Source organism: Bacillus cereus (genome assembly GCF_002561295.1).
Taxonomy (GTDB): domain Bacteria; phylum Bacillota; class Bacilli; order Bacillales; family Bacillaceae_G; genus Bacillus_A; species Bacillus_A cereus_S.
This window is the reverse complement of the sequence record NZ_NTUG01000003.1, coordinates 33,397-57,687: the sequence shown is the minus strand read 5'-3', so window position 1 is coordinate 57,687 and position 24,291 is coordinate 33,397. Positions and strand designations below refer to the sequence as shown.

Sequence of the window (24,291 nt, the reverse complement as noted above, 5' to 3'; positions counted from 1 at the left end):
ATACGATGGTACATATGCATATTACAGCATGGGCGTTAGGATTAATTTTATTCTTCGTGGCGTATTCTCTTTATTCGGCAGGAAGAAAAGGTAAAGGTGTACATATGGGGCTTCGCCTAATGTATATTATCATTATCGTGACAGGTTTCATGTTGTATCAAGGTATTATGAAGACAGCAACAGGTAACATGCACATGTGGTATGGCTTAAAAATGTTGGCTGGTATTTTAGTAATCGGTGGAATGGAAATGGTTCTTGTGAAAATGAGCAAAAACAAGAAAACAGGGGCAGTTTGGGGACTATTTATTATCGCGCTTGTAGCGGTATTTTACCTTGGACTGAAATTACCGATTGGCTGGAAAGTATTTTAATAAAAAAAATGAAACCACCTTATACCCTCAAATATTTGAGATTATAAGGTGGTTTTTATTATATTTATATAGATTCTATATGTAATTCCTCGCCATTCGTTTTTATAAATTTAAATATATTTTTATTGCAAGTTGAAAAACGAACGTAATGATGGTGCAACGAGCAAACCATTTCTTCGTTATCAAATAATAGAAGGTTTACACCTTCACAGGGCTGTTCTTTCGGCTGAAATGATAAGAAATTATGACAATAGATACAGTCATATAAAGAGTAATTGAACGACTGCAATGTTTCGGCAAATAATGAAAAAGCTGAATCAGGTAGTTCTTCTAACCACTCATGATAGCTAAGTAGCAATTTTTTGCGGATCCGTATCATTTCGCCATTTTGAAGTGGATGATGTTCATTGGCAATTTGTAACACATTTTGTTCGTAAAATCTTGCTGGTAACCAATTATTGTTATATAAAACTTCAAATCCATCTTCAATAATATCATCAAGTAAAAATGCTTCATCATTTTCATCATCAAAAAATATCCATTCATTGTTTATATATTCCACATTCCCAATTGTATGAGCACGTGGTTGATTATACAAAATATGTTTGCGTTGTTTCATTTGTGATTTCTCCTTTTATCAAAGTACTTATTCTTGTTATGGACAGTTCAGTCGTTCTTTATAACTATGGAACCCATAAAGAAAGTTGGGCATAGAATAAGAACATGCTTCATACAGTGAATTTTTTGATCTGGGCAGAGGAAGACTGTCTAGATTATGAGCCTTCAGCAATTAGGCTTTTATGTATCGTAGTTTTCGTTCAGCCTTTTAGTTCTATTTAGGTTTGGAACGGAGTAAAGTTATACGGATATAGGATAGGAAGGATGATTTACATGTGCGGGATTACAGGATGGATTGATTACAAGCGGTCGTTAGAAGGTGAAAGAGAGACGGTTACGAAGATGGCAGAAACACTTGCGAAGAGGGGACCAGATGATACGAATGTCTGGGTGAGAAGGCATGTTGCTTTTGGGCATAAACGCTTAATTGTAGTTGATCCAGAGGGCGGAAAACAGCCGATGACATGTACATGTATGAAAGAAAAAGAGAATTACACCATTTGTTACAATGGAGAGCTTTATAATACAGAAGATATTCGTAAAGAATTACTGCGCAGAGGCTATACGTTTAAAGGGCATTCTGATACAGAGGTGTTATTAGCATCTTATATAGAGTGGAAAGAAGAATGTGTCGATCATTTAAACGGGATATATGCATTTGCAGTTTGGGATGAGAAAAACGAACGAGTATTTATTGCGCGAGATCGACTAGGTGTAAAACCATTATTTTACAAATATGATAATGGAAGATTATTGTTTGGCTCAGAATTAAAAGCGATTTTAGCTCATCCGAGTGTAAAGGCAGAGGTGACGACAGAAGGACTATCAGAAGTGTTTGGATTAGGACCGTCTCGAACGCCTGGGCATGGCATTTATGCGGGGATGCAAGAACTTCGCCCTGGGCATGCTCTTACATTTTCAAAAGATGGTTTATGTATATGGAGATATTGGAATGTTGAGAGTAAAAAACACGAGCATTCCTTTGAGGAAACTGTGGAACAAGTACAGTTTTTGCTGAAGGACGCCATTACAAGACAATTAGTTTCAGATGTGCCGCTATGTACATTTTTGTCGGGCGGAGTAGATTCAAGTGCTATTACCGCATTTGCAGCAAAAGCATATGAAAGAGAAGGAAAAGGGAAGTTACACACATATTCGATTGATTATGAAGATAATGAGAAATATTTTAAAGCAAATGCATTTCAGCCAAACTCAGATGCGCCCTTTATCGATTTAATGACAGAAACATTTGGTACAATTCATCATCGTTGTGTCATTTCCAATGAACAGTTAGCGGAATATTTAACAGAAGCAGTACTTGTACGTGATTTACCTGGTATGGCAGATATCGATTCTTCATTATTATGGTTTTGCCGAGAAATTAAACAAGATTTCGTCGTTGGTTTGTCGGGCGAATGTGCTGATGAAATCTTTGGTGGTTATCCGTGGTTTTACAGGGAAGATGATTTACAATCAAGCGCATTTCCATGGATGCGCTCAACCGAGGCGCGCGAGCAACTTCTGAAAAAAGAGTGGCGTAATAAATTAAACTTAAGAGAATATGTACAGCAGCGCTACGAAGAGTCGATACAAGAAGTACCGATTTTAGAAGGAGAAAGTGCAATTGAAGCGAAAAGGAGAGAATTATTTTATCTGAACATGGTTTGGTTTATGACAACATTATTAGACAGAAAAGATCGGATGAGTATGGGAGCGAGCTTAGAAGTACGTGTTCCGTTTGCAGATCATCGTCTTGTCGAATATGCGTGGAATATTCCTTGGGAAATGAAAATGTATAAAAATCGCGAAAAAGGTCTATTGCGTAAGGCGCTAGAAGGGGTCTTACCAAACGATATATTGTATAGAAAGAAAAGTCCGTACCCGAAAACACATAATCCGCATTATACAAAAGCGGTCACTGTGTGGTTGGAGGGGTTACTAACGGATAAAAACTCCATTTTGCATGAGTTATTTGATAGAGAGCAACTACAAGGATTAATCCAATCGGGCGGAAGTGCATTCCAAACACCATGGTTCGGTCAATTGATGACAGGGCCACAGCTATTGGCACATTTGGCACAAATTCATGTTTGGTTTAAGGAGTATGGGGTGAACATTAAGGAATAGGGAAAAGCGGCTTACAATTTGTAAGCCGCTTTTTGAGATTGTACAGATTCTTATCTTTGTCATTATTTGTCGGTTGGTCGATATCCTTTGTCGAATCGCCGATATATTTGAAAAAACGCTGATAAAATTTCATTCACCAATTTGCACTACAACTTTAGAAAATCGGCTTACAGAGACTGTAAGCCGATTTTGTTATTTCACTTGAATATAAACATATTTATTATATTTCCCATCTTCTGTTGTTGCAGTTAAAACAGCACGTCCAGCTTTCAATGCTTTTACAGAAGTTGCACCATTTTGATTTTCAAGTGCAACGATGCTAGAGTCGCTACTTTTCCATGTTATTTTTTGATTTGATGCATTTTCAGGAAGAACAGAAGCAGATACAACCTTGGAATCTCCTTGTTTAAGCTGAAAAGAGCGTTCATTTACTGTGATTCCTGTAACCGGCACATGATTTGGCTGAACAGTGACTTTACATGTTGCTACGTATTCACCAGTAGCGGTTGTTACAGTAATGGTTGCTGTACCAGCTTGTTTTGCATTGACAGTTGCTTTCTCATTTGTTGCTGCAATTGTTGCGACAGCTGGATTATCACTCTTCCAAGTTAATGCTTTATTTGATGCGTTTTGATCGATTTCCGTAACGAGTTCAAATGATTCTCCTTCCGTTAAAGAATGTTCGGGTTCACTAAGTTTAATGCTAGTTGAGAATGTTTCTAATAGGTTTTTCGGTGTTTTCGCATCCCATGTTTCCGGTTTATTTGAGCGTAGTGCTTGTGCGACGATCGCTGCTGTATCCATATTTTTCATAGGAGTAGTAATGGTTGATTTAGCAGGAATAGCAGGGCCGCTTGCTGCCCAGAAAATTGTCTTTTCTTCAGGGGACTCTCCGCCGTGACTGTAGCCTTTTCCGCCGTGATCTGTTGTCATAATAATAAGGCTATCTTCTAGTAAACCAGCGTCACGAATTGCATCTAATACAATCCCGACATTTTTATCTGTTTTTTCAATTTGCTTCATATATGCTTGGCTTCCGTATCCTTGAGAATGGCCAGCGCCATCAATGTCATCAAAATGAATGAATGTAACTTCTGTATCTTTTCCGTCAGTTTTAATATAATTTGCGATTTTTGGTGCTAATTGATCATCGCGAACAGACTCTAAGTGAGCGCCTACAGATTGCTCGATAATCCCTATATTAATCGGACTCCATGCAGAGAATGAGGCTGTTTTCGCGTATGGTCGTTCTTGTTTGAGTACTTTCATAAAAGATGGATAAGGTGAGTTTTCAGGGTATGCCTGGGCCCCGGCAGTTGTATTGTCGATCTTTGTTTTGTCAGGTGTTACCCCATGCAAGATTCCGCCCCAGTTTTGAGCGCTAATTGTTGGCGAAAGAGCTTGAGCATTGTACGTACTTACGCCGCCTGCAATAAAGTTTTTAATATTAGGAGCATTTGCATCTTTAACAGCAACGCCAGCTCCATCTAGTCCAATAATAAAGACACGCTTGTACGGATAATTTGTAGATTGTTTTAACCGCTCCTCAAGAGGAAGTGCATCTTTTTCATCAATTTTTCCGTCTTCATTTAAATCCGCATGCTTTACTTCATTCCAGTTTTGACTGTTTTCATTTGATCCGAAGTGTTGTTTTACGAAATGTAAATCATTTTGTTCAAGTAAACCATCACGCGTCACATCTAAAGAATTTGTAACAGTTATTTCTGCGTTCGTGACTTTTTTTCCGTCTTCAGAAATAGCTTGGATTGTTGTTTTCCCTATGCCTTTTCCAATTACTTTTACTTTTCCATCTATCGTTTCAACGTCTGCGATGTCTTTATTACTGCTTGTCCAAGTTACATTTTTATTTGTTGCATCTGCTGGTTTGATGTCGGCTTTTAAATATGTGTAACCAGCAACGTTTAAGTGGACAGTTGGTTGGTCAATTGCAATATCAGTAACAGAGATAGGAGGAGCGGAGTGATACATCTTTTGAACATCTTCAGCTGTTACTGCTTTTTTTAGAATCGACATTTCATCTAATGTTGCATTGAAGTTGTTTCCGAATAAAGTGCCTTTCCCATCTACTCCAATCTTTGTTGTGTAGTTCGTATCGATTGTGCCTTTCATTTTACTAATATCTATTTGTTGTTCTTTCTTTCCATCTTTATAAAGTGTTGCATACCCATTACGGTCATGAGAAATCACGATATGATGCCAAGCGTTATCAGCAACATTTGGAATAGAAGCGTCTAGGCGGGAGCTACCAGATGTTTTGAAATTCCAAAGCAAAGCTTTATCTTTTAAACCAATAAACCATCCTAAGTTTCCGCCGCTTTGCCAATCTTTATTTGAAATAATGGCAGGATCCGCGTTTACACCTGAAGATTTCACCCAAAAGGCTACTGTGAAATTTGTGTTTTCTCCAAATTTTAATTGCGGTGTATCTCCTAAATCGATATAAGAAGCATTTTTCTGTGATGTTGATTTGAACGCGAGAGCTTTATTGATGCGGCCGTCTATAAAGGAAGGGCTTCCGTTTTTATATGAAATAACGTGATTGGAAGCGGAACTATCCTGTAGATTTTCCTCAAATGATAGTTTCATAATTTCTTCAGACAGATTTTGTTGTTGCGTTTGTATTGCTGAATTAGGTGTTTCTGCTAAAACGTTAAATGGAATTGTAGTGGATAGGATTGTGCCCATTGCAAGGGTAGAAATGAGTGTGGCTTTTTTAAAAGAGTGTTTCATTGTAATTCCTCCTCATATACTTGTTAACATTCAACGGTTATCCGTTGGCTTTCCTAAGTTACATAGTAAGATGCAAATTTTGAGGAATTATAACTGGAATATTGAGAATTCTTTAAGATGATGTGAAGTTCCACAGTTATTGAGGGAGCACCATATAGCCATCAATTTAAGAAAGGAAACAAAAATGGATTTTCACCGGAAGCGTTCTTATAAAGGGAGAATCTCATGTCAAATAATTTATACATCACTAAATTGTTTGTGTATATTTTATTATACAGTATGAATAAAGGATTGTTTCCTAATCATAAGATACAGCATTGGCACAGTTTTTGCTTGTATTAAATGTAAGGGAGGGGGAATGGATTTAAGAAATAAGTAGGGTGTATTATTAACAGTAAAAAAGTGACTTGCCATTATCTCACTAATTTTACTAGTATCAATAGGGAAGCTGTTTAATATAGACAGATTGAATGATCCGCCCTAAAAATTCTGAATTTTTAAACTATTAAAAGGGGGCAGTAACATGGTGAAATACTCGAAATTTTATAAACTGATGCTTGGGGTTGGAATTGTTACGATATCATGTAATGGAATGCAAATTCAAGCAGAGACAAAAGAGAAAAATACAAAGAATGTATTACAAATGGAGCCGGTAGGAATACAGAAATCTGTTGATGAGTTGGCGCACTCTTCAAATGTACAAGAAAATGCATCCTTTACAAAACGGTTAAAGTTAGCGGACTTATCGCAGCGTCCGCCAGCGCCAAAAGAGAATGCTAAACAGCTAGTTGAAGAAAAAAAATATTCGATGGCTGAATTGAATCAATTAAGCAACAAACAATTAGCCGATCTTCTTGTGACGATTAAATGGTACCAAATTCCAGAATTATTTCAGTTTAATAATGATAGTTTGAAATTCTATCAAGATGATAGCCGTATGCAAGCGCTCATTGATAAACTAGCAGAACAAGGTCAAACGTATACGAAAGATGATTCAAAAGGAATTGAGACATTAGTAGAGGTTATACGTTCGGGATTTTATTTAGGTTTTTATCATCAAGAATTAAGTAAACTAAATGAGCGCAGCTATCATGATAAATGTTTACCGGCTTTAAAAACAATTGCGAAGAACCCGAATTTTAAACTTGGTACATCAGAACAAAATAAAGTAATTTCATCGTATGGAATGTTAATTGGAGGTGCATCATCTGATGTTGAAATAATCCAATATGCTGCTGAAATTTTCAAACAATATAATGATAATCTTTCTACGTTTATTGAAGATCGAACAAAAGGTGATGCTATATATAATTTGATGAAAGAAATTGATTATGATGTTCAGTCATATATGTATACTACGGGCAAAGAACCAAAAGATACGATGTGGTATCGAAACATTGATAGTTTTATTAATGAAATAAATCGTTTTGCACTCATTGGTACGGTAACAGACAAAAACGGATGGTTAATTAATAATGGAATTTACTATGCTGGTCGGCTCGGAAAGTTTCATAGTACACAGGCAAAAGGGCAGCAAGTTGTCACAGAAGCGATGCGGATTTATCCATATTTAGGGGAGCAATATTTTGTTGCGGCAGAACAAATTGCTACAAATTACGGCGGGGTGGATGCGAACGGAAAAACAGTAAATTTAGATCAAATTCGAGAAGATGGTAAGAAGAAATATTTACCGAAAACGTATACGTTTGATGACGGGACAATTGTCTTTAAAGCGGGAGATAAAGTTAGTGAAGAGAAGATTAAACGTTTATACTGGGCGGCAAAAGAAGTGAGATCTCAATTTTATCGTACAGTTGGTAGTGATAAGCCGCTTGAAAGCGGACATGCTGATGATGTGTTAACAATGGTCATCTACAATAGTCCAGACGAATATCAATTTAACCGTCAACTGTACGGCTATGAAACGAATAATGGCGGAATTTACATTGAAGGAATCGGAACGTTCTTTACATATGAACGTACACCAGAGCAAAGTATTTATAGTTTAGAAGAATTATTCCGTCATGAATTTACACACTATTTACAGGGAAGATACGAAGTTCCTGGATTATGGGGACAAGGAGATATGTATCAAAATGAACGCTTAACTTGGTTTGAAGAAGGAAATGCAGAGTTCTTTGCAGGCTCAACGCGATTAGATAGCGTTGTACCGCGGAAAAGTATAATTGGTGGATTATCCAATGATCCAGCTAAGCGATACACAGCAGAGCAAACATTAAATGCGAAGTATGGAACATGGGATTTTTATAACTATTCGTTTGCATTGCAATCTTATATGTATAATAATCGGCCTGAGATGTTCGATAAAGTGCATGATTTAATTCGTGCAAATGATGTAACAAATTACGATGCGTACCGCTCTGCATTAAGTAAAGATAGTAAATTAAATGAAGACTACCAATCTTATATGCAAATGCTGGTTGATAATCGTGACAAGTATACAATTCCGCAAGTAGCAGATGATTATTTAGCAGAGCATAAACCGAAAGCGCTTTCTGAGGTTACAGCAGATATTACAAGTGAAGCGAAATTGAAAAATGTAAATGTAACTAAGAATAAATCACAATTCTTTAATACATTTACACTACAAGGAACATATACAGGAAGTGCGTCAAAAGGAGAAACAGAGGACTGGAAAACGATGAATCAAGCAACAAATGATATGCTGAAACATCTTTCTGGAAAAGAGTGGAGCGGATACAAAACATTGACTGCGTATTTCGTGAATTACCATGTCAATGCTGCTGGACAATTTGAATATGATGTTGTGTTTAGCGGAGTGAATACAGAAGAAGATACTACTGTAGAAAAAGAACCGAATAATGAATTTAATACAGCGAATCCATTATCTTTGAACACATTATTAAGAGGTAGCCTAAGTGATCAAGATCAAGCGGACCGGTTTGTTATTGATGTAAAGAATCCGAAAGACTTGCAGATTACTGTTACGAATGAACAAAACATTGGGCTAAACTGGGTATTATATTCTGAATCAGATCTTAATAACTATGCCGCTTATCCAACAAAACGTGACGGAAATAAATTGCTCGGGAATTATAATGCGAATCCAGGGAAATATTATTTAAGTGTATATAAATCTGGCGGTGGATCAGGGAATTATACAGTAGAGGTAAAATAATTTAAACAGTAATCCAACAGAAATCCCCTTCCTNNAGGAAGGGGATTTCTGTTGGTGGTGCACAGCATGAAGCTTCTGTTTCTTCTTTAAAATGATGTACTTGTTACGGCAAAACTAGAAAAATAAATTTCTTTACTTAGCAAACACATGATTCCCGATTGCTGCAACAGTTTGGCGCGTTGTAATCCATTTGTCAGTAGAAGTTTTTGGGTTATAGAAATAAAGCCAATCAGAATTACTTCCTTTCGTAGAGATTGCTTCCTCTACTGCCATTCTTGCTTCATGGGTTGCCGGTTGATTAATCCTTCCATCTGTAACTGGAGTAAAGGCATAGCCATATTTAATAGGTTCATAAATTACATCAGTAATTGTATTTGGAAATTCTGTTGAATTAACGCGATTTAATATAACTTTTGCCACTGCAACTTTCCCAGCGTAAGGCTCTCCTCCGGCTTCGGCAGTAACTAAACGAGCCATTAAGTCCATTTCTTGTTCTGAAATGCCTGTCGCAATGATTAAGTGTTGACCTGTATAAATTCGGTCACCGTTTGTATGGTTAGCTTGTTTAATTGCTTGTATGGATACATTGTATCGTTCTGCGATAGCTCCTAATGTATCACCCTGTTGAACTTGATAAACAGTTTGAGCTGAATGATTAGAAGCTGCTATATCTTTTTGCGGTGTAGATTCGTTTGTGGAATATGAGATCGGAATGGTTAACTGTTCTCCAATATAAATTCGATCATTCGTCTTATGATTAGCTTGTTTTATTGCCTGGACTGAAACTCCGTAGAGGGTGCTGAGATCCCAGAGAGTGTCATTCTTGTTAACCGTATGAATCGTTGCGGCATCGGCCACTCCTTGATTAGATACGAGTGTAATTGTTGCAGCGGATATAGGCAGCAAATGTTTCATCTTATGTAACTTCATTTGAAAAAAACCTCCTGAAAATCGTTGAGATATATTCGTTTTGAATATAAATTCATAAATATGTATAATCATTTCCGATTTATGATTAAGTCATTTATATACTAACAAATTGAAAGAGTATCGTCATTAATTGTATATCAATATGTAAACGATATAATTGAAGTCGAATATTGCAATGGAATTATATACCACTAATCATCTTTATACATCTTTTATTCATTTTATTTTGATTTTATAATATTAAACTTAGTAACCCTTATACCATTCGCTTTCTTAGCTAGATTTCATTTCTGCGCTTAAGAGAAGGTGAAATATATGTGGAAACTGAGTGTTTCACTGTATCCCGCTATTTTAGAGCAGTAAGACCCGCTTTAAAATTTAGCAAAAGAAAAGGCCTTCACTTTATGTTAAAATCAAATAGAAATCGTGTGATAAGGAGATCGTGAAGCGCACATCAAAGTATAAATAGCAGACTTGGAAAAGTTGAATAAATCAATTCTTAATAGTTAGTAGGATGTTGAAGGGTAAAAAAATTTTTCGGACGAAAGGAGGCATTTTAACATAGAAATTTCAGAGAAAAATGCAAGAATATGCGATAAAGGGCACAAGTATTACAAAAGTAGTGATTGCCCAACTTGTGAGAAAGAAAACAAACCTGAACATGGATTTCTTTCCTTACTATCAGCACCAGCAAGACGAGCGTTAGAACACAACGAAATTACTTCTTTGCAACAACTATCAACCTATAGTGAAAAAGAGATTTTGAAATTTCACGGTATGGGACCGGCATCTTTACCTAAGCTTAGAACTGCTTTACAAGAAATTGGGCTGTCGTTCAAAAATTAAATATTATCTAAAAAACGTCTGGATTCATTTAACTCCAGGCGTTTTTTTATTTGTTACGGGCAATAAGACCCCGATTGGTGAGGGCTGAGAGTCAGTGGGAGGGAAGAAAAACAAATGATGTAGGTAGATGTAAACCAAAAATATGACAAAAAATATTAAATAAATTGTCAAATGAAATTTATAATTATATGATAAAAAATACTTATTTGTAATTATTATTTTGACGTATTTATTATCGATTGTTATACTGGAAACAAACGTTCTTAAAAAGATTTTCATTTCCAGTGCTGAGGTGAATATAGATGAATAAGAAAGAGCAGATTCATTGATTAGTAGAAATTGTTTCTAAAAAAGCAAATGAAATAATTGACAAAAAAGTAATTTTAAATAATAATTAATTTATAATAATTTTAAAAAAATAATAATTATCATTAAATAACAGGAGGTTCCCCCATGAATCCAAATAATCGCTTAACAACAAACCAAGGTGCTCCAGTAGGAGATAACCAAAATTCTCGTACAGCTGGTCGCCGTGGGCCGGTATTATTAGAGGATTATCATTTAGTAGAAAAGCTAGCTCATTTTGATCGTGAACGTATTCCAGAACGTGTTGTGCATGCGCGTGGCGCAGGTGCCCATGGTGTTTTCGTAACGAAAAATAGTATGAAAGCATATACGAAAGCAGCGTTTTTACAAAACGAGGGGACAGAAACACCTTTATTTGTTCGTTTCTCAACAGTTATTCATGGTCAAGGTTCTCCAGAAACAGCTCGTGACCCACGTGGTTTTGCGGTGAAGTTTTATACAGAAGAAGGAAACTATGATCTTGTGGGTAACCATCTACCTGTATTCTTCATTCGTGATGCGATTAAATTCCCTGATATGGTACATTCTTTGAAACCAGCCCCAGATACAAATGTTCAAACGCCAGATCGTTACTGGGATTTCATGACGCTATCACCAGAATCTACTCATATGTTAACTTGGGTATTCTCTGATTACGGTACGCCTGCAAACTATCGTCAAATGGAAGGTTTCGGTGTACATTCATTTAAATGGATTAATGCAGAAGGTAAAGTTGTCTATGTGAAATACCACTGGAAACCACAGCAAAATGTTCGTAATTTTAATGCAAAAGAAGTAGAACAAGTACAAGGAAAAGACTTTAATCATGCGACTCGTGATTTATTCGATGCGATTAAGCGCGGAGATTATCCAAAATGGGATCTACATGTACAGGTGATGCAACTTGATGAAACGGATTCTTTAGACTTTGATCCATTAGATCCAACCAAAGTATGGCCAGAAGATCGCTTCCCATTAATGGAAGTGGGAACAATGACATTAAACCGTAATCCAGAAAACTTCTTTGCAGAAGTAGAACAAGTAGCATTCTCACCGAGCGCAACTGTATCTGGTATTGAGCCATCTGAAGATAAATTATTACAAGGTCGTTTATTCTCTTACCCAGATACGCAGCGTTACCGCCTTGGTGCGAATTACTTGCAAATCCCGGTAAACTGCCCTTATGCAGCTGTTCATAATCAGCAACGTGATGGTGCAATGCAAGTGAATCAACAACCATCAACAATTAACTATGAGCCAAGTCGTCATGCGGAAAATCCAGTTGAGGACCAAGCGTATCGAGATTCAACGATGAAGCTTGAAGGCTATGTATCTCGTGAAAAAATTGATAAACCGAACGACTTCAAGCAAGCGGGTGAGCGTTACCGTTCATTCTCTAAAGAAGAACAAGACAACTTAATTGCCAACTTAACAAATGACTTAAAAGATGTACATGAACAAACAAAATTACTTGCGATTTGCAACTTCTTCCGTGCGGATCGTGATTACGGTATGCGCTTAGCAAAAGCGTTAAACGTTGATATTTCAGCTTATGTAGGGAATCCTGCGGAGTAATCACACGTGCAAATCTAGACTATTATGTATTTACGAATATATGAAATAAAAAAGACGGCTGTTTTTTATTCAGTCGTCTTTTGTCTTGCAGTCTAAAAAGAACATCGTTTTTTATCCCGCTATTTGCGGGCAGTAATACTCCCACCTTAAAATTCGGCGAGAGCAAAGAAGTTAGGTGGNNAAAAGCCCGATTGGTGAGGGCTTATAATCAGTGGGGGATGAAGAAAACCCCCACTGATTAAAGTTTCACTTTATTGTGTGTGGATGATTTATAGTTAATAATATTTCTTTTTCAAGCATTTATTAGTAAAAAGCTGTGTTATTTCGAGGGGGGATATCATTGAATAAGAAAAAGCAAATTGGTTGCTATGCACCTCTTGAATTATCCTGTCACCCTATATATCCTCCGTGTCCGCCTCAGCCTAATCCAGGGTGTGAACTTGTTTCGAACGAATTTTCCGGGAATTTCCTTGTGAGAGATGGGCAAGTACAAACTTTACAGTTATGGAAATCAGATGGTATAACAAGTATCTCTGGTACAGTATCTGTATACAATAGCTCAAATAGTACAGATCCTGCTACGATTGTTATTAGTGGTATATCTACAACGACATTAATCGTTTTACCTGGCAATACAAGTTCTTTTACAGGAACAGATTTACAATCTGTGGAGATGATAGATATCCCGAATACCTCTCTGTCTTATTTGGAAGGAAAATATTGCTGTCAATTTACGTATTGCCATTCAAAAAGTAATCGCGTTTAATGTTCTTTTTTGAACGGTAACTGTAATTGTGCTAATGCCTATTGTTCTTTGAAAGAAATTCACAACAACCGTATACGTATTCGTTCCAAGTAATGTATTGTCATAAAGAGTTAGAGTTACGTCGGCTCCACCTGCAACTGTAGTGCCAGATTAGGGACTGCAAACCTTATCTTGGACATAATCTTTTCTCTTTTCCTTATCTCCTGTTGAATTCTATATATGTTTATGTCCGAGTGTTTTTTGCTTGTACAAGTACCTGTTTGTGTGTTTATGGTATTTTATATCTTTTAAAAATAAAAAGCAGATGTACTCTGTTTTAGAGGAGAGTACATCTGCTTCTATGAGCTTGTTTTCGCTATTGCTTTTTTGTAAATAATACATCCCAAAAAGCAAGGCTTAAAGAAACACCTAAAGTTGTAGCGAAATCTGAAATTTGAAGATTTGAGGATTGGAAAAAGTAGTTAAAAAGATATTTTATAACGCTAAATCCTAGAAATATAATGACAAACTTCAATAATCTTTTTCGTACTTTAGATCGATCTAATTTCCACATATATTTTGTAATCGTGAAAATAAAATATAAAAAATATCCAAGTAATAAAATTGCATAGCCTATTATAAATGCCGTTGATAAAGGAGTGGCGATATCTTTATATATAATAAATAGCATGCATATTGTACTGAATATGGTTAGTGCAAGGAATGTGTATGATAGATTTGTTAAAATGTATTTTTTCATTGGATCACTCCTCTGTATAAAATATATGTATTGCATTGTAACATATAAATTAATAGAAATATATGTAAATTTATATAGATGTAATGAAGTGAAAAGAGATATACTTTGTTTGGAAAAAGTATATCTCTTTTCATGTGATTTCTATTTTAAGAATAGAAGAACAGTAACAAATCTCAATGGTGCTATATGATACTTCAATATCTTGAATAATCTATATTAGAATTGTTGTTTTTATGAGATTGAAAACTTATAAAATTTTTTTACTCTTGTATTAAAAAACAATATATATTCATTCAATATAATAGGTGCTCACATATTAAAATGAGCGTTATCTGTTTAATTTCTTGAATTATACTTAATATTGACTCTTTTCATGAAACCATAATGTTGCAATCCATTTCTCACCCTCGTGAACGGCACAACCTTCATGTATGGAAAGTGCGTGCCGTTCATTAGAATTCTTTTTACAATTTTCGAAAACTAATAATGTTCCTTCTGATGGAGCTACTTGAATGTTAAGAAGGGGAAAAGAAGTTTCTCCACCTGCACTTACGTTATTTAAATAAAGGAGTGCAGTGATTATCCTTTGCCCATTTTCTGAAAGATACATTTTTCCTAGTTCAGTCGAAGGATTGAAAGTATCGAAATGAGCATTAAATTTCCCGCCAACTTGATATCTCGCTATTTGTAAATGTTCTGCATAATTGAGTGGAAGCTCAACGATAGACGCGATGCGCTTGCATATTTGAAGAGTAAGCTCCGTTAAGTGGTGCTGGAACCCAATTGTGTCGGATGTTCTTACTGCTGAAGTTTTTTGTTCTGAGTTTCCTATAACTTTTGATGGTTGAAGACCGTGTCGAGCCAAATCAATTAATTGATGACATTCTGTTTGAGTTACAACTTTTTCATAGCAACCGATAAAAGGATTGTCATGTAACAAATTTGAAGGCTTCTTCATATCTATTTTTCCCTCGCTATTCATCTGGAATATATAACAACTATATGCTTTTGGGATCCTTTTGCTTGTACCTTTGCCTACGCTTGTTTCATCTGTAGTATACATGTGAATTTTTCATATATAACAACAAATACAAAAAGGTTTATCCCGTCTGAAAAGGAGAGATAAACCTTTTTATTGTACAAGTTATATATTTATAAAATGCATCACTTAGCCTCTTTTTGTATTGCCACCTCACCGAGTGATTTCTCGCTATATTCATAAGCCTTCTCTCCGTGCATCGAAATATCAAGTCCCAATTGCTCTTCGTGTTCATGTACGCGGACAGGGAGGAAGAAGTTAATGGCTTTAATAATGGCGTATGTCATAGCAATTGTAAAAGCGTATGTTGCTCCAATCGCGACTAGTTGTTTCCAAAGAAGTGCAGCGTTTCCGTAAAATAATCCGTCAGCGCCGCCGCTGTTTACAGAAGTCGTTGCAAATAGTCCAGTTGCAATACCACCCCATGTGCCACCGATTCCATGACAACCGAACGCATCAAGTGCATCATCGTATCCAAGTTTATGTTTTAAAAAGAAGACAGCTCCGAAGCAAAGAACGCCGCCGATTGCCCCGATTAACAGAGCGGAGAAAGGAGTAACAAACCCGCAAGCTGGTGTAATTGCAACGAGACCAGATACAGCGCCGCAAGCTGCTCCCATTACAGTTGGTTTTGATTGGAAGAACCACTCTGCCAAAATCCATGTTAAAGCGGAAGCTGCCGCTGCGGTATTTGTATTAATGAACGCAGTCATCGCTACATCGTTTAATGTAAGAGCGCTACCGACGTTAAACCCGAACCACCCGAACCATAATAAGCCTGCGCCTAAAAGTGTAAATGGTAAATGATGAGGGGAAGGGCCGTTTATATCTTTTCGCTTCCCTAGAAAAATGGCTAATACAAGCCCGGCAACTCCTGATGTGATATGGACAACGTTACCTCCAGCAAAATCTAATGCGCCGAGTTCACGAAGCCATCCGCCGACGCCCCACACCCAGTGAGCGACAGGGTTATAAACGATTGTTGTCCATAGCAGAATGAAAATAAGAAAAGCAGAAAAGCGCATTCGTTCAGCAAATGCTCCTGAAATTAATGCTGGAGTTAAGATGGCAAACATGAGTTGAAACATCATAAATAAATTGTGAGGAATAGTAGCGGAGTAGTCTGGATTTGGTGTGAACGTTACGTCTTGTAAACCGAACCAATCGAGTGAACCAATCATGCCGTTCCAATCAGGCCCAAATGATAAAGAATAGCCGATAAAAATCCATTGGATGGAAACGATCGCCATCGCGCTATAGCTATGCATCGTTGTACTGAGAACGTTTTTACTGCGAACCATCCCACCGTAAAAAAGTGCCAAACCTGGCGTCATAATCATAACCATTACCGTCGCTAAAAATAAAAACACAGTATCTCCCATAGTCATTCATTTCCCCTCCTGTAATGTTATAAAATATTACATTTAATGTTATGTTTCATATCATATTCAATAATTAATAAAAAATCAACATATTTTTCTGAAAATTTAAAATTATATGTAAGGAAATCTGACATGTTATTTGTGTAAGTGCGGTTTGTTAGAAAAATTGATATACTATTCTTACAATTAGAAAAAGTTGGAGGGTATTATGTGGAAAAGAGGAGTGTTGATTTGTTTTTGTATCGTATTTGCTTTTTTAACGCCTATGCATACATTGGCGGAAGAGAAAAGGGAATGGAAAGATGAAGTAATTTATTCTATTATGGTGGACCGTTTTAATAATGGAGACGCAAAAAATGATAAACAGCTTGATGTAGGGAATTTAGAAGGATATCAAGGGGGAGATATACAAGGAATTATAAAGCGAATAGATTACATAAAGGATATGGGGTTTTCCACTATTATGCTTTCGCCAATTTTTAAAAGTGAAACGTATGATGGACATGGTGCAGTTGATTTTCAAAAGGTGAATGAGCATTTTGGATCACTGCAAGATGTAAAACAGCTCGTGCAGGAAGCGCATAAACGAGATATGAAAATCGTGTTGCAGTTTGTCAGTGGACAAGAAGAGAAGCTTATTGATTCGATTAAATGGTGGATAAAAGAAACGAATATAGATGGAAGTTATCTTATACATAGTAAAGAAATATCTCCCGCCTTTTTAAATGAAATAAAACAAAGTGTTCAAGAAGTGAAAAAGGATTTCCTCGTAATGACTGATGGGGAAGAGGGGCTACATAATGCGTATTATAAACATATAACAGATGTTTTTACGAAATCGGATATGTCTATTAAACCGCTTTATGATGCAAGTTTGGTTGAAAATGAAAAAGTGGCCAGTACTTTTGTGGATAGTCAAGATACAAAGCGGTTTGTTAGAAGTGCGAAAGAGAACGCATATTATCCACCAGCGCGTTTGAAATTAGCACTTACATATTTATACACATCACCAGGGCTGCCGGTTGTTTACTACGGAACGGAAATTGCGCTAGATGGCGGTGGTGTACCAGACAATCGCCGGTTAATGGATTTTAAAACGGATGAAAAGTTTTTGCAGTATATAACGAGATTAGGAGAACTCCGTCAACAGTTACCTTCTCTCCGCCGCGGGACATTTGAGCTGTTATATGATCAAGCTGGAATGAGCGTGCTCAAAAGAAAGTATAAAGATGAAGAAATACTAATTGCGATTAACAACACAAAAGAGACGCAAAAAGTTTCGTTTTCGGCAAATGAGATAGGGGAAGATAGAGAGTTAAAGGGATTGTTAGAAGATGAAATTATTAGAGAAGAAAACGGGAAATATTATCTTGTACTAAAGCGAGAAGAAGCAAATGTATATCAAGTGAGAGAAAAAACAGGGCTAAACTGGCTTTTTATCTCTTTGTTAGTTGGTGTAAATATCTTATTTATCGCTTTTTTAATCGCAGTAAAGAAACGGAAGAAATCATAAGAGTGGGCATGGGGCAAAGAAGCCCTGACCACGCCTATGTAAGGCCGGACGCTCTTTCCCATCTAAAAAAGAAAGGTTTTTCAACTATCGCTAAAAGAAAAANNTTTTTCTTTTAGCGATAGTTAATGAATTGTACATCGATTGGTAAATCTGCGCTACGAACTGCTGCGATTACTGCTTGTAAGTCATCACGGCTTTTCGCTGTTACACGTACTTGATCATCTTGTACTTGTGTTTTTACTTTTAATTTTAACTCTTTAATAATGTTATTGATTTTTTTCGCGTTATCTTTATCGATACCTTGTTGCAATGTTGCGCGTTGACGTACGGTATTACCAGTAGCGCTCTCTACTTTGCCGTAGTCTAAATTTTTAATTGGTACTTCGCGTTTAACGAGTTTAGAGATAAGAACATCTTTTACTTGCTCTAGTTTAAATTCATCATCAGAAGTTAAAATAAGTACTTCTTTTTCTAATTTAATATCACTTTTGCTTCCTTTAAAGTCATATCGATTTTGAATTTCTTTTAATGCGATGTTAATAGCGTTTGTTACTTCTGGTAATTCTACTTTTGAAACGATGTCAAAAGAACTATCTTTTGCCATAGTAAGCACCTCCAAATTAAATTCTATCTTACAGGGTATGTAATATCCACATTACACAGTATAGCGGAAAATACATGAGTTAGATAGAGTAGTAAAACGTATCTGTTATGACTCATAAGCAGAGGGGAAAGAAATCCCATTTCATTAAAGTCTTACTTTATTATAGTGAATTTTGGTCAGTTGGACAAATAAAGGAAAATTCGTGTTATAATGAAGCTTTCTTTGGAATGATAAACATATAACTTTATATATAGAAGGGAATTAAAATGTATGTATTTACAACCAGGATCGATTGAACAGGTAACTGTTTTACGCGAAACGGAAATTGGATATATGGTCGGATTTGATGATGAAGAGGGTTATGAAGAAGTATTTCTACATAAAAACGAAGTAGCGGGGGAAATCGAAGAAGGCGATGAGATTGATGTGTTTTTATACCTTGATCATAAAGAACGAATCTCTGCCACAATGAAGACGCCGATCACTACAGTACATGACTGGAACTGGGTGAAAGTTGTAGAAGTAAAACCTGACCTAGGTGTATTCGTTGATATTGGTGTTTCTAAAGATATCTTGATCCCAGCTGATGAGTTTCCGATTTATATGCCGGTTTGGCCAGAAGAGGGCGATGAATTATATTGTACGTTAAAATTAACAAATCGCGGCCGTCTAATCGCTCTTCCAGCAAGAGATTCAGATATGCAGGAAATCACTGTAGATGCAACGCCATCTATGCGTAATAAAAATGTGAACGGACGCGTGTATCGCTCACTTCAAGTTGGATCATTTGTATTAACGGATGAGCATTTCCGTGCATTCTTGCACCATACAGAAAGAAAAGAGCAAGTTCGTATTGGTGAGCGCGTAACAGGCCGTATTATTGATGTGAAAGATGACGGTACGATTAACATTTCACTTCTTCCACGTAAAGAAGAGGGAATGGAAGATGATGCAGCGGTAGTTTATGAGTATATGGAGACGCGCGGAGGCGCAATGCCGTTTTGGGATAAGAGTCATCCAGAAGACATTAAAGAACGTTTCAATATGAGTAAAGCAGCGTTTAAACGTGCACTTGGTAAGTTAATGAAAGAAGAAAAAGTGTATCAAGAAGAAGGTTGGACGTACTTTAAGAAATAAAAATAGGAGCCGGCTGGCTCCTATTTTTTTGTCGTTTGATCGATATCCTTTGTCGAATCGCCGATAAAATTTCATTTACCTAGTTCAATACTATTCTCCTGAAAGACGAGAAAATGTATCTTTCAAATCGCTATCTTTTACTTTAATATCAGCTTTTTTGAATTCATCTAATAATATTTTTTGACCGGTCGTTTGATCTGCTAATCGTTTCTCTTCTAAATCTTTACGAATAGAATCCTTTACTTCATCATATGGTTTTAATTCTTTTTTATCAGTAAGTTTAATAATGTGATAGCCGTGTGATGATTTGATTGGTTTGCTAATTTCTCCGACATTTAATTTGTAAGCAGCTTCTTCAAATTCAGACGCCATTTTACCTGGGCCAAAGTATCCGAGGTCTCCACCTTTTTCTTTTGAACCTGGATCCTGGGAGTGTTGTTTTGCTAATTCTTCAAAGGAAGCCCCTTCATCTAGTTGCTTTTTAATATCATTTGCTGTTTTTTCATCATTTACTAAAATGTGACTCGCTTTAATTTCAGGTTTATAGTTTGCTTTTACATCTTTCTCGGTAACGCTTTGCTTAATTGCTTTATCCATTGCTAATTTGAACCTGATTTGATCTTTAAAGTCGTCTTCATCTTTTAAACGATTGCTTTCTAATACTGTTTTAAATTGATCACCAAATTGTTCTTTCGCTTTTTTGAACTCTTTATCAACTTCATCGTCCGATACTTTATATTTTTCTGTCATGATATCTTGTGCCATCATTTCATATAGCATATCTTGTCCGTAGCGTTCTTTAAGTTGTTTGTCAAAATCGTCTTTTTTAATCGTTGAAACTTTTGATGTTGCGACTGTCTCTGAGCTATCTGTTGAGCCGCAAGCAGATAGCGTTAACGTTCCGAGAGCGGCCATGGCCATCCATAATTGTTTTCCTTTCATTTTAACACCTCATCTAATTCTGTTGTGATTATTGTAAAAAAGTGAAGTGAACATGAAGTGAAATTGAGATGTTTTTTGTGAAATGAAAAAGCACATCAACAAGATTGTTCATGTACTTTTTCATTTTGCATGGTTAGATGCTCTTTCCTACCTAAAAAGAGGGTATGCTACTTCTTAGCATACCCTCTTTTTTGCATACAGTTATAACTAGCATACGGCTGTGAAACCAAAAGCAGACTTGCATTCATTGTAAAACCAGATGTTCTTCCCTGCCTAAAAAGGAAGGTTTTCTGTCGGTTTCTTAAGAATTAAAGGTGATCTGTTTTTTTAGAGTAGGCACGTTTTCCTTGCTGGATGTTTTTTTGTTCCTGTTCGTTTTTTTGAGTGCGCTTTGCGTTATTATCGCGTGCTTTTTTGTCATTATCGCTCGTATGTGGCATACATATCAACTCCATTTCTAAACGGTTGTATGTTTATCATTTCCGTTTTCGTAAAGACTATGTATAGCGGTGAACTCATGATCTATAAAGGTGGATGGAATATGGATTTGAAATTAAATTATGCTGAATTAATAAAGAAACTCATTGTTGTTATCATTGCAGGTTTATTAAATGCGATTGGAATGAATTTATTTTTAACGCCGGCAAAAGTATACGCAAGTGGTTTTGCGGGATTATCTCAATTGCTTTCGCAAGTATTAAATGATTTTGCGTCGATTCACATATCGACAGGGGTACTTTTTGCTTTATTTAATATTCCAGTTGTTATTTTGGCATGGAAAAAGGTCGGGAAGGCGTTTACGTTCTTTAGCTTTTTATGTGTTGTATTTATGACGTTGTTTCTAGAAATTGTGCCGGTAAAGGCTGTTTCGGATGATATTATATTAAACGCTATTTTTGGAGGGATTATTTCAGCGATAGGAGTCGGGATCGCTTTGAAATGGGGTGCATCTACAGGCGGTTTAGATATCATTGCAATGATTTTATCAAAAGTGAAAGATAAGCCAGTTGGAACATATTTCTTCTTCTTTAATGCAATTATCATAATTGCGGCTGGTTATATGTACGGTTGGGAAAAAGCGTTATATACACTAGTGACGTTATATATATCGACACGGATTATTGATGCGATTCATACCCGTCATGTGAAAATCACGGCGTTTATCGTTACGAAGAATGGTGTCGATGTAAGGAAAGCGATACAATCCCGTTTAGTAAGAGGGATTACAACTGTGCCGGCAACAGGCGCATATACAAATGAAAATAAAGAAATGTTAATGATGGTGATTACGCGTTATGAGTTATATGAACTAGAGAGAATTATTAAGCAGGTAGACCCTGGTGCTTTTACAAATATAGTTCAAACAGTTGGTGTATTTGGATTGTTTCGGAAAGATTAAAGAGGACCGGAATCGGTCCTCTTGTTTTAATGTGTGTGTGTAATGTTTTGCAATTGCTGCTGCATTTCACGCAGTTGCACCTTTTCAGCAGTTGATGAATTGGCATAAGCGGATTGCAAAGCGTTTTTTGCACGATAAACGAGTTCCTCTTGTTCTGTGCCGCTTGAACAAGAAACGGCATTAGAAACAGCATCTCGCGCTTGTTGAAATAGTAAGTTACCCATTTAAACCCCTCCGAGAGAAGAGTTGCTTCGTTCTTTTTCTGCATCAGCTAATGTACCACGGTACGGGAATCTTGCAGCATGCTGCATAACAGCATCGGCACCTTGTTGGACGAAACGTTTTGATTTATTCTTTTTACCCATTCGGAATTCCCCCTTATTTGGCAGAAAACAACTGACACATCGCTGCGTCAGTTATAGTATGAGCCTTTTTTGCCAAACTATAAGTAGGGAATTTTTAGATTACAATCCAAGAACCTCTTCTAAATAAAGGGCAATTCCGTCTTCTTCATTTGTTAATGTTGTATGATTTGCGAGGGACTTTAATTCAGGAATGGCATTTCCCATTGCAATACCATGTCCTGCATATTCAATCATCTCAAAATCATTATCTTCGTCACCGAAAGCGATAATGCGTTCTTTTGGGATATTATAATGACTGGAAATCTTTTGGAGTCCGACAGCTTTATTTAATCCGCTTTTTACAATTTCAATAATTGGCCAAGGTGCGCCCCATTTCCTATGGTCGATGACTTCAGCATGCATATCTGTTAAATGCTGACGAATGGTAGTGGAGTGTTCATCATGTGCATCAATTAATAAGCAAGTTGGATGATCGTTTAAAATATTTAATAAGTCCCCTGTAAAAATTTTTGGAGAACCGAATTCGAAAATGTGTTTTTTATCTTCATCAATTTCACGAACATACACATCGTCCATCACTTCAGCGTAAATGTTCTTTACGCCAAAATCAAAGCAAGCGCGAACGATTTCTTGTGCGGTAGAAAGTTCAAGAGGAGAATGGTGTGTTCCCCAATTTGCATCAAGAGGGTGATGAACGTAAGCGCCGTTAAAGTTAACAATCGGTGTATTTAAACCAAGTTCTTTATAATAAGCGTGACTCGCACGAAACGGACGTCCTGTTGAAATAACAACAACATGTCCTTGTTCTTTTGCCTTTTCGATTGTTTTTTTAGTTCGTGTAGAAATGATTTTATTGTCTGTAAGTAAAGTGCCATCTAAATCTAATGCGATTAAATGTTGCTTTTTCATGTTTTCACCTCTTATGAAAATTTTTTTGTTTCTATCTGTATTTCCGTTTTGCTATGCAGAAATAAGAGGTTGGAAAGTGTATAGCGAAACGACCATAAATGGAAGTTTCGTTATATATTCATCTTACGCCCGGAAACGTGTTAGTGTCCACTATTTCCTTGAAAAAATCAGAAAAGTCAATGACTTTTTCGAAAGTTCAAATAATCGTTCTTTCATTTTGTACAAATTGTGAAAAGGGTTACATTGCGCGCGCAGCAAGACGTATAATAAAACCGTAATCTTCTCGTATATGTTTGACTCTCCTTTGAAACTGGCCTGGAATAGGTCGGTTTCTTTTTTTCAACGAATGATGTTTTTTCTCCTGCTTTCATATGTAAATTTATACATATGAACAGCAATCAAAAATATGACAGGTTTCCTAAACATAACAGGAAGGCTTTTTCGAAAATGGACATACTAACGGTGTAAAGATGTCATGGAAGGAGAATGAAGATGGGACAAAATCGTAGGTTTCGTTCTGGGCAAAAAGCACCGAATGATGGAATATATGTAGAGATTGGTGAAACAGGCAGTATGGTGAAAGATCCGCAAATGGTAAAATTAACTGCTGGTGACAGGTTTCCAGAGAATTCGAATCAAAATCGTCAGTGGACATATAAAAGAAAACCGTAAAGAGAACCGCAGTGATAAGCTGCGGTTTTTTATGTATATAAATCCAAATTGAAACACTAAAATCAAACCATTCTTTTTAGATGGGAGAGAGCGTCCGGCCA

Annotated in this window: 22 protein-coding genes; 10 read left to right on the top strand and 12 right to left on the bottom strand. The window is 36.5% G+C overall.

The window, feature by feature from the left end; genetic code table 11:
• Positions 1–5 precede the first annotated feature (5 nt).
• On the top strand, positions 6–371 hold the full coding sequence (locus CN373_RS02270; RefSeq protein ID WP_000233502.1) for a YisL family protein: 366 nt from the start codon (positions 6–8) through the stop codon (positions 369–371).
• 64 nt (positions 372–435) lie between these two features.
• On the opposite strand, the gene CN373_RS02265 is transcribed toward CN373_RS02270, so the two are convergent.
• Positions 436–990, bottom strand: a complete 555-nt coding sequence (locus tag CN373_RS02265) for a DUF2777 domain-containing protein (RefSeq protein WP_098358741.1) — start codon at positions 988–990, stop codon at positions 436–438.
• A gap of 272 nt (positions 991–1,262) precedes the next feature.
• Between CN373_RS02265 and asnB the strand changes: the two genes are divergently transcribed.
• Positions 1,263–3,116, top strand: coding sequence for an asparagine synthase (glutamine-hydrolyzing) (asnB, locus tag CN373_RS02260; protein WP_098358740.1), 1,854 nt, complete (start codon positions 1,263–1,265; stop codon positions 3,114–3,116).
• A 192-nt stretch (positions 3,117–3,308) separates the two neighbouring features.
• Here the strand turns inward: asnB and CN373_RS02255 are convergent, their stop codons facing one another.
• Positions 3,309–5,867, bottom strand: coding sequence for an Ig-like domain-containing protein (locus CN373_RS02255; protein WP_098358739.1), 2,559 nt, complete (start codon positions 5,865–5,867; stop codon positions 3,309–3,311).
• Between the two features lie 523 nt (positions 5,868–6,390).
• On the opposite strand from CN373_RS02255, the gene colA reads away from it, so the two are divergent.
• On the top strand, positions 6,391–9,027 hold the full coding sequence (gene colA / locus CN373_RS02250) for a collagenase ColA (RefSeq protein WP_000241864.1): 2,637 nt from the start codon (positions 6,391–6,393) through the stop codon (positions 9,025–9,027).
• A 132-nt stretch (positions 9,028–9,159) separates the two neighbouring features.
• On the opposite strand, the gene CN373_RS02245 is transcribed toward colA, so the two are convergent.
• Positions 9,160–9,957, bottom strand: a complete 798-nt coding sequence (locus CN373_RS02245) for a LysM peptidoglycan-binding domain-containing protein (protein ID WP_098358738.1) — start codon at positions 9,955–9,957, stop codon at positions 9,160–9,162.
• A gap of 561 nt (positions 9,958–10,518) precedes the next feature.
• Here CN373_RS02245 and CN373_RS02240 point away from each other — a divergent pair.
• The 3 genes from CN373_RS02240 (at position 10,519) to CN373_RS02230 (ending at position 13,489) form a co-directional block, all read left to right on the top strand.
• Positions 10,519–10,803, top strand: a complete 285-nt coding sequence (locus CN373_RS02240; RefSeq protein WP_033664021.1) for an RNA polymerase alpha subunit C-terminal domain-containing protein — start codon at positions 10,519–10,521, stop codon at positions 10,801–10,803.
• Between the two features lie 453 nt (positions 10,804–11,256).
• Positions 11,257–12,723: a catalase gene (locus CN373_RS02235; protein WP_001069151.1), complete on the top strand. Its 1,467-nt coding sequence runs from the start codon at positions 11,257–11,259 to the stop codon at positions 12,721–12,723.
• A gap of 340 nt (positions 12,724–13,063) precedes the next feature.
• Positions 13,064–13,489: an S-Ena type endospore appendage gene (locus CN373_RS02230; RefSeq protein ID WP_111901850.1), complete on the top strand. Its 426-nt coding sequence runs from the start codon at positions 13,064–13,066 to the stop codon at positions 13,487–13,489.
• A gap of 355 nt (positions 13,490–13,844) precedes the next feature.
• Here CN373_RS02230 and CN373_RS02225 read toward each other — a convergent pair whose 3' ends face one another.
• The 3 genes from CN373_RS02225 to CN373_RS02215 form a co-directional block, all read right to left on the bottom strand.
• On the bottom strand, positions 13,845–14,228 hold the full coding sequence (locus tag CN373_RS02225) for a hypothetical protein (protein ID WP_098358737.1): 384 nt from the start codon (positions 14,226–14,228) through the stop codon (positions 13,845–13,847).
• 355 nt (positions 14,229–14,583) lie between these two features.
• The gene (locus tag CN373_RS02220; RefSeq protein WP_033664636.1) at positions 14,584–15,186 is read right to left on the bottom strand and encodes a prolyl hydroxylase family protein; all 603 of its coding nucleotides are present in this window, start codon (positions 15,184–15,186) and stop codon (positions 14,584–14,586) included.
• Between the two features lie 206 nt (positions 15,187–15,392).
• Complete coding sequence (locus CN373_RS02215) at positions 15,393–16,655, bottom strand: ammonium transporter (RefSeq protein ID WP_000177777.1); 1,263 nt, start codon at positions 16,653–16,655, stop codon at positions 15,393–15,395.
• Between the two features lie 202 nt (positions 16,656–16,857).
• Between CN373_RS02215 and CN373_RS02210 the strand changes: the two genes are divergently transcribed.
• On the top strand, positions 16,858–18,162 hold the full coding sequence (locus CN373_RS02210; protein ID WP_000265910.1) for an alpha-amylase family glycosyl hydrolase: 1,305 nt from the start codon (positions 16,858–16,860) through the stop codon (positions 18,160–18,162).
• Between the two features lie 112 nt (positions 18,163–18,274).
• On the opposite strand, the gene CN373_RS02205 is transcribed toward CN373_RS02210, so the two are convergent.
• A complete protein-coding gene (locus tag CN373_RS02205) occupies positions 18,275–18,766 on the bottom strand; it encodes a YajQ family cyclic di-GMP-binding protein (protein WP_001040142.1) in 492 nt (163 codons plus the stop codon).
• A 270-nt stretch (positions 18,767–19,036) separates the two neighbouring features.
• Here CN373_RS02205 and CN373_RS02200 point away from each other — a divergent pair, with 270 nt between their 5' ends.
• Complete coding sequence (locus CN373_RS02200; RefSeq protein ID WP_000281284.1) at positions 19,037–19,903, top strand: CvfB family protein; 867 nt, start codon at positions 19,037–19,039, stop codon at positions 19,901–19,903.
• Between the two features lie 90 nt (positions 19,904–19,993).
• Here the strand turns inward: CN373_RS02200 and prsA are convergent, their stop codons facing one another.
• Both prsA and CN373_RS02190 read right to left on the bottom strand, forming a co-directional pair.
• Positions 19,994–20,845, bottom strand: a complete 852-nt coding sequence (gene prsA, locus CN373_RS02195; RefSeq protein ID WP_098358736.1) for a peptidylprolyl isomerase PrsA — start codon at positions 20,843–20,845, stop codon at positions 19,994–19,996.
• 308 nt (positions 20,846–21,153) lie between these two features.
• Positions 21,154–21,285: a DUF3941 domain-containing protein gene (locus CN373_RS02190; RefSeq protein WP_001120851.1), complete on the bottom strand. Its 132-nt coding sequence runs from the start codon at positions 21,283–21,285 to the stop codon at positions 21,154–21,156.
• Between the two features lie 101 nt (positions 21,286–21,386).
• On the opposite strand from CN373_RS02190, the gene CN373_RS02185 reads away from it, so the two are divergent.
• The gene (locus CN373_RS02185) at positions 21,387–22,244 is read left to right on the top strand and encodes a YitT family protein (protein ID WP_000364428.1); all 858 of its coding nucleotides are present in this window, start codon (positions 21,387–21,389) and stop codon (positions 22,242–22,244) included.
• 26 nt (positions 22,245–22,270) lie between these two features.
• Here CN373_RS02185 and CN373_RS02180 read toward each other — a convergent pair whose 3' ends face one another.
• The 3 genes from CN373_RS02180 to CN373_RS02170 all read right to left on the bottom strand — a co-directional run bounded on the left by CN373_RS02180 (position 22,271) and on the right by CN373_RS02170 (position 23,518).
• Positions 22,271–22,468 (bottom strand): DUF3813 domain-containing protein, encoded by a 198-nt coding sequence (locus CN373_RS02180; protein WP_000527411.1) that lies wholly within the window; start codon positions 22,466–22,468, stop codon positions 22,271–22,273.
• On the bottom strand, positions 22,469–22,609 hold the full coding sequence (locus tag CN373_RS02175) for a hypothetical protein (RefSeq protein ID WP_000516819.1): 141 nt from the start codon (positions 22,607–22,609) through the stop codon (positions 22,469–22,471).
• A 99-nt stretch (positions 22,610–22,708) separates the two neighbouring features.
• Entirely contained in the window at positions 22,709–23,518 is an 810-nt protein-coding gene (locus tag CN373_RS02170) for a Cof-type HAD-IIB family hydrolase (RefSeq protein ID WP_000743931.1), read from the bottom strand.
• Positions 23,519–24,010: 492 nt separating this feature from the next.
• Here CN373_RS02170 and CN373_RS02160 point away from each other — a divergent pair, with 492 nt between their 5' ends.
• Complete coding sequence (locus CN373_RS02160) at positions 24,011–24,190, top strand: YjzC family protein (protein ID WP_000531419.1); 180 nt, start codon at positions 24,011–24,013, stop codon at positions 24,188–24,190.
• Positions 24,191–24,291 lie beyond the last annotated feature (101 nt).